Annotated in this window: 8 protein-coding genes and 1 pseudogene; 4 read left to right on the forward strand and 5 right to left on the reverse strand. The window is 60.5% G+C overall.

What is annotated here, in order from left to right:
- Nucleotides 1-2: 2 nt before the first annotated feature.
- The 4 genes from QP027_RS10410 to QP027_RS10425 are packed head-to-tail and all read left to right on the forward strand — an operon-like array spanning nt 3 to nt 4512.
- On the forward strand, nt 3-2282 hold the full coding sequence (locus QP027_RS10410) for an MMPL family transporter (RefSeq protein ID WP_284824636.1): 2280 nt from the start codon (nt 3-5) through the stop codon (nt 2280-2282).
- Nucleotides 2279-3301, forward strand: coding sequence for a lysylphosphatidylglycerol synthase transmembrane domain-containing protein (locus tag QP027_RS10415; protein WP_284824637.1), 1023 nt, complete (start codon nt 2279-2281; stop codon nt 3299-3301). The genes QP027_RS10410 and QP027_RS10415 overlap by 4 nt, the downstream gene beginning before the upstream one ends.
- Before the next feature lie 29 nt (nt 3302-3330).
- The gene (locus tag QP027_RS10420; protein WP_284824638.1) at nt 3331-4146 is read left to right on the forward strand and encodes an alpha/beta hydrolase; all 816 of its coding nucleotides are present in this window, start codon (nt 3331-3333) and stop codon (nt 4144-4146) included.
- A 9-nt stretch (nt 4147-4155) separates the two neighbouring features.
- Nucleotides 4156-4512, forward strand: coding sequence for a DUF3054 domain-containing protein (locus QP027_RS10425; protein ID WP_284824639.1), 357 nt, complete (start codon nt 4156-4158; stop codon nt 4510-4512).
- Here QP027_RS10425 and QP027_RS10430 read toward each other — a convergent pair.
- The 5 genes and pseudogenes from QP027_RS10430 to QP027_RS10445 all read right to left on the reverse strand — a co-directional run bounded on the left by QP027_RS10430 (nt 4489) and on the right by QP027_RS10445 (nt 12171).
- The gene (locus tag QP027_RS10430; RefSeq protein WP_284824640.1) at nt 4489-4995 is read right to left on the reverse strand and encodes an O-acetyl-ADP-ribose deacetylase; all 507 of its coding nucleotides are present in this window, start codon (nt 4993-4995) and stop codon (nt 4489-4491) included. The two genes, QP027_RS10425 and QP027_RS10430, sit on opposite strands and share 24 nt — an antisense overlap.
- Nucleotides 4996-5138: 143 nt before the next feature.
- On the reverse strand, nt 5139-6680 hold the full coding sequence (locus tag QP027_RS10435; RefSeq protein ID WP_284824641.1) for an acyl-CoA carboxylase subunit beta: 1542 nt from the start codon (nt 6678-6680) through the stop codon (nt 5139-5141).
- Between the two features lies 1 nt (nt 6681).
- Entirely contained in the window at nt 6682-9546 is a 2865-nt protein-coding gene (locus QP027_RS12355) for an acyltransferase domain-containing protein (protein WP_432418632.1), read from the reverse strand.
- A 200-nt stretch (nt 9547-9746) separates the two neighbouring features.
- Nucleotides 9747-11510 (reverse strand): annotated as a pseudogene (locus QP027_RS12360) (beta-ketoacyl synthase N-terminal-like domain-containing protein).
- A gap of 139 nt (nt 11511-11649) precedes the next feature.
- Nucleotides 11650-12171, reverse strand: a complete 522-nt coding sequence (locus QP027_RS10445) for a hypothetical protein (RefSeq protein WP_284824642.1) — start codon at nt 12169-12171, stop codon at nt 11650-11652.
- Nucleotides 12172-12304: the final 133 nt, after the last annotated feature.

The following is a 12304-nucleotide window of genomic DNA, read 5'->3' on the forward strand; positions in this document are numbered from 1 at the left end:
CATTGTTTTACACGTGGGGGCATTATGCCTTCCGGCATCGTCGCATCATTCCACTGGTCATTGTTGTCATCATCTTGCTTCTCCAAATCTTCTTTGGGTCCAAGCTCGGCGAGCGCATGTCCCAAGAAGGCTGGGAGGATCCCGGCGCGGACTCGACCACCGCAACGGCCATTGAGCAAGAGACTTTCGGTCGCGACAATTCCGGCGATGTCATCCTTTTGGTCAAGGCCGCCGATGGGCAGAAGGTAACTGACCCCGAGGTATTCGACGCCGCCAACCAGGCGATCCAGGGCCTTCAGCAGGACTACGCCACCAGCATCGACCACGTCACAAGCTACTTTGCCTCCCCGAATCAGCAGCAAATCTCCGCTGATCAGCAATACGCATTTGCGACGATCGGTCTCGCCGGGGACGGCGAACAAACTCTCAAGGACTACCGCGAGCTTGAAGAAGCCGCCAAGTCCATCGAATTGCCTAGCGGCGCGACCGTCCAAGTAGCGGGAGCCACAGCCATCGCGGATGCCTTGGACCAAGGAATGGCGGACGACATCAAGCGCGCCGAATTGCTCGGCGTAGTCCTGGTTTCGATCATCTTGCTCTTCGTCTTCGGCGGCGTTGTCGCAGCTGCGATGCCGCTGATCGTCGGCATCCTATCCATCATCGGCTCACTGTCCTTCCTCTCGATTCTTGCTTCCTTTTTCCAGGTCAACATCTTTTCCCAGTCGGTGATCACGCTGCTGGGCCTTGGTTTGGCAATCGACTACGGGCTTTTCATGGTCTCGCGTTTCCGCGAGGAAATGGACAAGGGCACCCCGCTCGAAGAGGCCGTGGCTGTAACTACTGCCACGGCCGGCAAGACGGTGTTCTTCTCCGCGCTGATGGTCGGCGTCGCCCTCTCGGGTCTTTTGATGTTCCCGCAGGCCTTTCTCAAGTCGGTAGCCTACGGCGCGATCAGCGCAGTCATCTTGGCCGCAGTGATTTCCGTTGCGGTGCTTCCAGCGCTGTTCGCCCTCCTCGGGCCGAATATCGACAAGTGGTCCGTGCGTCGCACTTCTCGACGAGGCCGCCGCATCGAGGACTCCATCTGGTTCCGCATCCCGGCTTGGGCCATGAAGCACTCCAAACAAACAATCCTGGTTGTTGCTGGCGGACTGATCCTGCTCACCCTGCCGGTAGCAGGCATCACCTTCGGCGGGATCAACGAGACCTACCTGCCCGAAACCAATGACACCCGTCAAGCACAGGACAACTTCAACGAGCAGTTTCCCGAGTTCAGTACCGATCCGATCAAGCTCGTAGTAACCAACGCTTCCAACGAACAGCTTGTCGACGTCGTCATGCAAACCCGTCAGGTCACCGGACTGGCATCCCCACTTGCGCCTTCGACTGCCACGCAAGACGGCACAACAGTTCTCTCCGCCGCCCTTGCGGACCGCAACAACGGGGAGGAGGTCATCGAGCAGCTACGCAGCATTGAGGCTCCCGACGGCGTCGGCGTCTACATCTCGGGCACTCCTGCGATGGAGGTTGAATCCATCGAGGCGCTCATGGACAAGTTGCCGTGGATGTCTCTCTACATGGTGCTCGCCACCTTCATTCTTATGGCGTTGCTCTTTGGCTCACTGATCTTGCCAATCAAGGCCGTCATCATGAACGCCCTCGGCCTGGGCGCAACCCTTGGATTCCTCACCCTTTTGTTCGTCGACGGCTTCGGTGCCGACCTATTCAACTTCACCCCGGGTCCCCTGATGAGCCCCATTGTTGTCCTCATCATCGCCATCCTCTACGGCCTATCGACGGACTACGAGGTCTTCCTTGTCTCGCGCATGGTGGAGGCCCGCGACAAGGGCGCGGCCACCGACAACGCCATTAAGTACGGCACGGCCCACACCGGTTCGATCATTACTGCCGCAGCATTAATCATGATTGTCGTCGCGGCAGCTTTCGCACTTTCTGAGATCGTCATGATGAAGTACATCTCCTTCGGCATGATCTTCTCACTCGCCCTCGATGCCACGCTGATCCGTATGCTCCTGGTTCCTGCCGTTATGCACTTCCTGCGCGAGGACAACTGGTGGGCACCAGGCTGGGTGAAGACCCTTTACTCCAAGATCGGCGACGGCCAAGAGACGGCACCGGTCCGCCAACTAGCTGCGCATGACACCCCGATCGAAAAGGTCGTGCTCACAGAAACACATGCTCGTTCGGGGGTCAGCGTCTCCGAGGACCGCGATCTCATCCCGTTTTCCGAGCTACTTAAACGCATCGAGCAGGACAAGTGAAGCTCACCCCCAAGGCGTGGCTGCAATGGCTAGCACCCCTGGTCCTACTCATTGCGCTTATCTTCGCATTCCGGGACCAGCTCCCGTTTCTCGGCCAGGCTTTTTCTACCTTGCTCGAAGCCGATCCGCTGCCGCTCGTCGCCGGCGCCTTCACCGCCGTGAGTTCACTAGTTGCTATGGCCGAGGTGATGCGTCTGCTGATGAATAGCGGAAACACCCTTCGCGTATCGACGAAAGACACCGTCGCCATCACCATCGCATCTAACGCCTGGTCAACGACCATTCCTGGGGGTCCGGCCTTTTCTGCCTGGCTCACCTATCGTGTCCAAAGGTCCTGGGGAGCAACCCTGGGTTTGTGCGGCTGGTTCCTTGTAGTCTCGTCAATCATCTCAACGATGTGGCTCGTTCTCATCGGCATCGCTGCCGTACTCTTCCTCGGGGCCGACCTCTCCCTCCCCACACTGTTTTCGTCCCTGGTCGCTTCGATCGTGTTGATGACCGTGGTGTACTGGGTAACCACCCATCCCGAGAAACTGCGCGCCTGGGCAGCGAGTTGGCCACAATGCATTCGTCGTAACGCAATCAAGGTCATCGACCAACTCGCGACAGTGCGCATGACTCCTCAAGCATTCCTCGGAGCCTCGACGCACTCGTTGCTCAATCGGCTTTTTGATGTAGCAACACTCTATTTCTCGGTCTGGGCGGTCACGGGGTCCGCGCCTGGGCTCACCGCCGGGACGAGCCACACCACCGTCATGGGTGTGGCGCTGGGCTACGTCATGGCAAAGCTCGCCGGCTCCGCCCAGATCACCCCCGGAGGGGTGGGTACCGTTGAGGCACTGACCGCGGGCGCGCTAGTCGCATCGGGCATGACGCTTGTCGACGCCACCGCCGCAACCTTGGTCTACCGCCTGATTTCATTCATCTTCATCTCAGCGGTCGGCTGGATCGTGTTCCTCTTCGCATACGCCAGAAAGGGGTTCATGCTCGGGCGCCAAGAACACGCTCCGTTCGACTAATACTGAGAAACCCATTATTGTCAACACACGTGGTTTCCTTTCTCTCTCGTTTTCAGCTGTTCAGCCTGCTGTTCGCCTTCGGCATTCCATTCTTTGGTCCCCCTGCGGCGGAGACCCCCGTGGAATCACCAGAACCCGTTCAAGCAGTTTCACCTACGCCTACCAACCGCGTCGACACGTTCTCAGCGCACGGCCTGTCTAGCCCTTACCGCCTCTATGCGGAGGACGTAGATTTCAACAAGCCGGTGCGCCTCATCGTCCGCCTGCACGGTGACGGTGCCTACGAGTACGACGACCCTTCCTACCGCCTCGACGACTACGCCGCGATTGCAAAGAAGCACAACGCAGTTCTGGTTGCACCTCGCACCCCTGACTACGCTGGCCACCCGACCTGGTGGGAAAATTCTTCCGTTAACGCTTCCTGGCTGGAAAGCCTGGTTACCGATGAACTGCTCCCTGAGTTCGGCCTTGCTGTCGAGGATGTAGTTTGGTCCGGCTACTCCGGTGGCGCAGAAATTCTCGGCGCAACGATCATCCCAAGCTACCCAGAGCTTGCTCAGAACCAGGTAGTTATGAAGGGTGGCGGAAACGCCCCGGCAGAAACTTCACTGCGCGATGAGGCAAACGAGCCTGACACTGTGGGCACCCTGTACTTTGTCACGGGCGCTAACGATGACGGCTCCCAGTTCAACCAGCGCTTCAATGCGCTCGAAGCGGCCCAGAGTGGCGCCGAATTCTACCGCCAGCGCGGCTACGACGTCATCGAAGAATACCCAAACGGTGTTGATCACTATTCCCTCGACCAAGCAGCTATTCTCGATCGAGCACTCTCCTCTTCGCGCTAAGCTAAGAGCGTGAAGAAAACCACTGCTTTTAGTCTTGACCTAGTAGCTATTTCCGTCTTCGCCGTGCTGGCTCGCATGGCGCACCAGTCCGACGAGATGCCCTTCAACTTCATGGGCTTTCTCTCCACGCTGTGGCCTTTTGTCATCGGCGTGGGTGCGGGCTGGCTCATTGCGGAGCTGACCAAGATCGCCAAAGGTCGCGCTGTTGTGATCTGGCTGGTCACCGTAATCGTCGGCCTGACGATTTGGGGAATGCGCAATTCCGCGTTCCCTCACTGGTCATTTATCATCGTGGCCAGCGTGATGTCCGCACTGCTGATGTTCGGCTGGCGCGGAATCGCCTCACTGATCGCTCGCAAGAAGTAGCGCCTGAGTCGCTTCCTCCCCGAAGGGGACGAGTATCACTTCCCCGCCGAAGTCGGCCCTGCGAACCGTGTCGACGGCGATGCGCGCTGCGTCTGCCAGCGGCCACCCGTACGCTCCGGCCGAAATGAGGGGAAAAGCCACCGAGTTCGCGCCAAGCTCTGACGCCAGCTTGAGCGACTCTGCATAGGCCGACGCGAGCGTCGCCGAGCGGTCCTCGTCGGTGCTGTACACCGGTCCGACCGTGTGGATGACCCACCGAGCGGGCAGATCTCCGGCCGTGGTTGCCACCGCCTGTCCTGCGGGAAGCCCCTCGGGGAGCGTGGTCGCACGCAAGTGCTTGCACTCTGCGAGGATGCTCGGCCCACCTACGCGGTGGATCGCACCGTCGACGCCGAGGCCGCCGAGTAGCGACGAGTTGGCCGCGTTGACCACTGCGTCTGCCGTGATGCGGGTAATGTCTCCGGGCTGGATCGTGATGCGCATGATTCCTCCTAATGTCACTTGCCACGCTACCCGTCACTGCTACAACCCGAATCGCAAATGCCGAACGCCCTGGATAGAAGCCGCGAGCAGCGGTCCGCATCCAGGGCGTTCGGGTTTTGCCGTTCGGGTTGTGGGTGGACAACCTACAGCGGCGCGATCGTGTGCTTCTTCGGCAGATCCTTCTCGTCCTTGGTGGACAGTTGGCGCAGAGCTCGTCGTAAAGCGAGTCGAGACTCAGACGGCTGGATCATCGCGTCGATGTAGCCGCGTTCGGCTGCGACGTACGGGGATGTCATGTTTTCATCGTAGAAGTCCATGAACACCTTTTTCATGTATGCGCGCTGGTCAGGGTCCTCGATCTGAGCGAGCTGCTTGCCCTGGATCATGACGACGGCAGCCGCCGAGCCCATCACAGCGATCTGCGCGGTAGGCCAGGCCAGGTTGATATCGCCGGTGAGGTTCTTCGACCCCATCACCGCGTAGGCACCGCCGTAAGCCTTGCGCACGATGAGCGTCACCTTGGGCACCGTTGCTTCGACCACGGCGAACGCAAGCTTCGCACCGCGGTGGATCAGACCGGCCTTTTCCTGGTCCACACCTGGCAGGTAGCCGGGTGTGTCCACGACGAAGACGATAGGGATGTTGTAGGCGTCGCAGGTGCGGATGAAGCGAGCGCCCTTGTCAGCGGCGTCCGCGTCGATGCAGCCGGCGTAGTGCATCGGGTTACTCGCGACGAAACCTACTGTGCGACCGTCGATGCGACCAAAGGCACAGATCAGGTTTTGGGCGTAATTGGCCTGAATCTCGACAAGGTCCTCGTCGTCGCCGAGCTGGACGAGGAGGTCCATCATGTCGTAGCCGGCATTGGTGTCGTCGGGCATGAATTCGTCTAGGTGAGCGTCATCAAGCTCGTCATCGGCGGGCGCCCACACAACCGGGCCTTCGTCGAAAGCAGAGGTCGGCAGGTGTCCGAGCAAGTCGCGGACGTAGTCGAAGGCTTCCTCCTCACTGCCCACCACCGCCTGGATGTTACCGTTTTGCTCCTGCTGCAGCGCGCCGCCGAGCTCGGCGGAGGTGATGTTTTCGCCGGTTACCTCGCGGATCACGGCGGGGCCGGTCACATACATCTCCGACTGGTCTTCAACCGCGACAACAAAGTCCGTGGTCACCGGTGCGTATACCGCGCCACCAGCGGACTTGCCCAGCATGATTGAGATCTGCGGAGCGCGCCCCGACTGCGGGAGCTGGCGACGCGCGATCTCGGAGTACATGGCCAGCGAGGTCACCGCGTCTTGGATACGCGCGCCGCCGGAGTCCTGGATGCCGATGATTGGGCAGCCGATCTTGATGGCCATCTCCATGACCTCGACAACCTTGCGGCCAAAGGTCACGCCGACCGAGCCACCGTAGACGGTCTTGTCATGGGCGTAGATCGCCACAGGGCGACCATCAATACGACCGTAGCCGGTGACAACGCCATCGGAGTACACGGCGTCGGGATCGCCGGGGGTCCGCGCCAGGGCGCCGACTTCGACGAAGGAGTCGTCGTCGAGCAGCGCGTTAATGCGCTCGCGTGGCGTGGTGCGGCCCTCGTCGTCGCGCTTCTTTCGCGCACGCTCCGAGCCGGGGTCCTGTGCGGTTTCGAGGCGGGCGCGCAGGTCTGCGAGTTTTTCGGCGGTAGTCACCTTAATTCAGCCTTTCAATCCACTCGTTCATATGCTTGCCGACGATACCGATCGCCGGCTCGTCCGGCACTGCCAGGTGGTCGCCCGGTAGCGCAACGATGGTCAGATCGCGCACGATCTGGCCCCAGTTGCCGTCTTCGGCGATGTCCGCGTAGCGCGGTTCCAGGGTGATTGCGCCGTCGTGCATGCGCTCAGAGCGGAAGAGCAGCACAGGAACGTCAACATCGGCCCAGCGTTCAAAGCTGATCTTGCCCAGGATCTGGTTGTCAACGAAACTTGCGCGCTGGTGCTCCAGAACCCCGGCCGCAAGACCGTGCTCGGAAGCATCGGTGGTGGCCAGCACGTGGGAGAGCATTCCCATGAGGGCGTCTTCACCGGCGGTCTCCAGTAACTCGAACGGCACTTCAAAGTCCAGGCCATAGGTGGCCGACGCGAAATCCGCGTAGCGCTGCCAGCGTGCCTTGGTTTCTTCCAAGGTGTCGGGGATCGGCTCGCGTGGCTGGGTGGTGTCCAGCAGCGCGATGTATTCGATCTCAACGTCTGTGTCTTGCAGCTGGTGCGCTACCTCGTAGGCCAGCGCTCCGCCGAAGGACCAGCCGCCTAAGACGATGGGCTTGCCGGCGGACAGACGCACGATGTCTGAGACGTACTCTGCCGCACGCTCTTCGAGGGAGCCTTCGAGTCGTTCCACGCCGTAGACCGGCAGGTTGCTTGCTAGTCGACGAGTTAGTGGCTCGTAAACCACCGTCGTGCCACCTGCTGGGTGGAACATGAAAACGCTTGGTGCGTCGTCGTCAGTGCGCTCGCGCAGGACGCGGATGTTACCTTCGACTGTGGTTTCGAGTCCTTCGCGGACGCGGTTGGACAGTGGTTCGAGGGTCTCAGCTTCCTTGACCTCGGCTGCGGTGACTTCGATGCCTGAGCGCTCGGTAAGGTGCGCCGCGATCTGCTCGGCTTGCTCATCGGTGATGGTAGGCAGCTCGCTGGTCACGCCAGCAGCAGCGGCACCAGTGTGCTTCGCCCACGCGCCGAAGACCATGCGCTCGGATGCGTCGCGGGGAGCTACGCCTACGCCCTGGCCGGAAGCCTTCTTGGTGGGCTCCGCGGGCTGCGCCGGTGCGACAGGCTCAGCAGCCTCAGCACCCTCTGCAGCCTCGGCCGCCGCAACTGCTGCAGAAGCCTCGAGACCGGCAACAGCCTCTTCCACCATCGCGATGACGTCGGCAACGGATGCGTCACGTAGCGCCTGTACGTTGAGCGGTGGGATCTGGAAGTCGTTTTCCACGCGGTTCTTAATGCGCATGCCCATCAGCGAATCTAGGCCGAGATCGATCAGCGGCAGCTCGAGCGGGAGGTCGTCGACGTCGTAGCCCATGGATTCGGAGACGATGCCGCGCAGCCGGTCCTCGACGGACTCGCCACTAGCTGGGTCCCAGCGGATTTCGTCCACGCTGTCGTCGACAAAGCTTGCTGGTGCAGGGGCATCGTGGGAGGCGTCGATTTCGGTCACGCCGGCGTCGGTAAGCGGGGCGTACAGCAGCGACGGGTTCGCGGCGAATCCTTCAGCCACGAGGGTGTCTTCTGCGTAGATCTTGATGCTCACGCCACCAAGTGACTTCTCGGCGATCGTGGTGATGTCGCCCGACGCTGGCAGTGCCCCGCGCTCTTCCACACCAACGACCTGCGCACCTGGCTCGACCGCTTCGGCGGCAGCCTCGACCAACTGGTACGGGCTGAAAACCTGATCGGCCTGTGCGCCAAAAGCGATTTTGCCGTCTGGGAGCGGGATGCGTGTGCCCGGAAGCGCTGCGGATGCGCCGGAGCTCGGACGCGCCGCGGTCCAGTGCGAGGAACGGTTGAACGGGGTAAACGGTGCGCTGATGATCTCGCCGTCGCCGTAGAAGGCGGAGAAGTCGACAGGCTGGCCCATCACATACATCTTCGAGGCCAGTTCGCGCAGGGACTCGACCTCGTCGACTTTGCGCTTCAGTGTGTACAGCAGCTGCGCGTCTGGCTTGCCCACGGAAAACGCGGTGTTCATCATGCCCATGATGGCAACTGGGTTCGGGCAGACTTCGACAAGGGTCATATGGCCGGCTGCGAAAGCGGCCTCCACTGCGTCTTGGAAGTAGACCGGCTGGCGCGTCATCTTCAGGAAGTACTCGTCGGTGTGCACTACCTCGCCAGGCTGGAAGGTCACTCCGCGTTCCACCGAACTAAAGAGCGGAATCGTGATCGGGCGTGCTTGGATTCCTGCGATCTCGGCGGCCAAATCCCCCATAATCGGATCCAGTGCAGAGGTATGCCCTGCGCCCCTGACCTTCATCTTGCGGGCGAATTTACCTTCTTGGTCCAAGGTCTCGACGACGAAGTCAACAGCCTTGCCTGGGCCACCCACGGTGGTCATGCCCGGCCCGGCGTACACGGCAGGCTCGACGCCTGCGGCCTCTTCGTGCTGTTCGACGAACTCGTCCAGTGCCTCGCGGGTGAGCTCGACAACTGCCATGGCGCCTTCGTTTTCGGTCCCGGCGATCATTGCCTCGCCCTCGCCCATCAGACGCGCACGGTGGCAGGCGATCAGCAGCGCATCCTCGGCGGAGATACCACCGGTTGCGTAGCCTGCTGCGAGCTCGCCCATGCTCATGGCGGTGACGGCGGACGGCGTGATCCCCATCTGCGCTAAGAGGTCAGTGAGCGCGATCTGGATCGCGGTGATGGTCACCTGGGCGGTTTCGGTGTCGTAGGTCTGTTCGTCGTCACGCACGATGTCGAGCATGGACCAGCCAGCTTCAAAGTCAACGATCTTGTCCAGCTCTTCCATGCGTGCAAGGAAGAACGGAGAGGTTTCGATCAGCTGCTTGACCATCTTGCGGTGCTGCGAACCAAAGCCGGAGTACACGAACACGGGCCCTGCCGTGGATGGCGAATCAGCCACGGTAATACCCACGGAGACCTTGCCGTCCGCCACCTGGCGCAGGCGCTTGACCGCGTCAGCGATGTTGTCGGCCTGCACAACTGCGCGGGAGCGGCCGTGGTTGCGGCACGCAAGCGAGCGTGCGACGGGGACTAGGTCTTCGTTGGCAAGTTCTTCGAGGAAGTCTGCCAGCGTCGCGGCGCTTGCTTTACGACGAGACGGAAGCAAACCGCTGATTGGAAGTGCGACTGCGTTCGGCTGGTCAGCATCCGCCAGTTCGGCAGGTGCCTCGATGTGCTGGGCGGTGTACTCGGACGGGTCGAGGTCAGCCACGACGATATGCGCGTTGGTGCCGCCGAAGCCAAAGCCGGAGATACCTGCGATGCGACGGCCAGAGTAGCGCGGCCATTCGCGGGCATCCTCGACAACCTCGAGACGCTCTTGGTCAAAGTCGATGTAGCGGTTGGGTTCGGAGAAGTTGATCGATGGTGGGATCGTGTCGTGGCCAAGTGCTTCGATGACCTTGATCAACGCGACGGCACCCGCAGCCGATTCGGAGTGGCCGATGTTCGACTTCGCGGAGCCGAGCAGGATCGGCTTGGTAAATTCGCGTCCCTCTCCCAGTACTTCTCCGAGCGCGCCTGCCTCGATCGGATCGCCGAGGATGGTGCCGGTGCCGTGCGCTTCGACGTAATCGACGGTGGTCGGGTCGATGCCCGCGTCAGCATAGGCGCGGCGCAGCACGTCCACCTGTGCGTCAGGGTTCGGCGCGGTAATACCGTTGGAGTGTCCGTCGGAGTTGGTTGCCGATCCCTTGATCACACCGAGGATATTGTCGCCGTCGCGTAGGGCATCGTCGACACGCTTCAGGATGACCACTCCGGCGGCGTCTGCGCGTACAAAACCATCAGCATCGTCGGAGAAAGCGTGGATCACGCCGGTTGGGCTGATCACGCCAAGTTCGCCAAAAGCGGTAGACACGAACGGGTTGGCCAAAATGTTCACGCCACCGGATACGGCAACGTCTGCCTCGCCGTCGCGCAGCGCACGCACGGCATGGTGTACGGCAACGAGCGAGGAGGAACACGCGGTATCCACACTGACCGAAGGCCCGCGGAAGTCGAAAGCATAAGAAATACGGTTCGGAATAATCGAGCTCGCGGTGCCCGTCAGCGCATACGGGTGCGCCTCAGCCGGATCAGCGGTAATCAGCATGCCGTAGTCGTTGTTGCTGGACCCCAAGAACACGCCCACGGACTCCCCCGCAAAGAGTTCGCCGGGATGTGTGCGTCTTCCAGCGCCTCCCAAGTCAGTTCCAGCATGATGCGCTGCTGCGGATCCATGTTGGTGGCTTCCAGCGGCGACAGGCCAAAGAACTCATTGTCAAAGGTGTCGATGCGTTCCAGGTAGCCACCCTGGGTGTTTTGTTCCTTCATTTTGCGGCTCATCACCGGGTCGTTAGCAAATTCCGACCAGCGCCCCTCTGGAAGCGGGCCCGTTGCGCCGCGGCCTTCGGCGAGCATCGTCCAGAATTCATCGACGTTGTCCGCCTTTGGAAAGCGCCCAGCTCGCCCGACGATCGCGATGTCGTGGGTGCCAGGGGTCGTCGTCAAGCGTGTTGCGTATTCACGCTTTGGCCTTGTCGACGACTCCTCTGCCCCATGCACCAGTTGCTTGGCCAAGGCGGCGATCGTTGGGTACTCGTAGGCGATGGTGGGATCGAGTCGTCGTCCCACGAGGTTTTCCAGCTCACCGGAAAGGACCACTGCGTCGCGAGATGCTAGGCCGAAGGACTCGAGCGGTGTGTTCACGTCGAGCCCGGCGATGTCAACGCCCGTTGCTTCGGAGACCCAGTTGAGCATCCATTCGGACAGCTCATCTTCGGTCAGATGTTGAGGGCGCGCGCTATCAGTCATAGAAGCGGTCAAGTCCTTCCATATCGCGGGTATGCGGGAAACACATTATTTTATAGGCTTTTGGCTGTATCGCCCCATTGTCTCACTTCGTTTCACCCCAGCGCCATAAGGCCACGCTAAGAAGAAAGCTGATAGTATCCTAAACCCGAAACGGTACGGCTTGCTCCATGCGGGTCAGAATAGAAACTTGACCGGCAAGAGTTTCCGCTTCTGAGTAGTAATCTCGAAACGTTTCGATCTGTTCACTCAAACGCGGATTCTTTCTCTGCTTTTCCACAGATTCCATGTCCGCGAAGATCTCGTCGGCAAGCGCTGTGACGTGAAATTTAAGCTGCCCATATTCGTGCTCACGATTAATCGCCCCGTAGGCAAACAGGAGGAACACCACTGCCGTGGCCCCGAGGAGGAGACCTGCTGCCCCGGGAACAGAGAAGCCCAAGATGCCGAAGAGTCCTGCCACCCACGCATAATCATGCCAGCGGATTGGCTCATCGATATTGACAAGGCGCGCAGACACTTCCTGCATCCGCTGAGCGGTGGCGGTTTGATCGGCTTCCGAATTGGTCAAGAGACGCGAAAGGCGAAGCTCGTGGACATCATTCGCTAATCCACGAATGTTTCTTCCCTCGAGCACTACGATCGCCACGTCAAGCATTGCCATACTCTAGAACTTATCACGTCAATCAATCGTTTCTCATACGCCATGACCGAGGTTTTATCATGCCATTCCGAGGCTTTTCAGCCAGAATGAAAGCAGGTAGTCCGGCATATGGACTACCTGCTCCGGCTAATTT

It is taken from the genome of Corynebacterium breve, from assembly GCF_030252165.1.
GTDB classification, from domain to species: domain Bacteria; phylum Actinomycetota; class Actinomycetes; order Mycobacteriales; family Mycobacteriaceae; genus Corynebacterium; species Corynebacterium breve.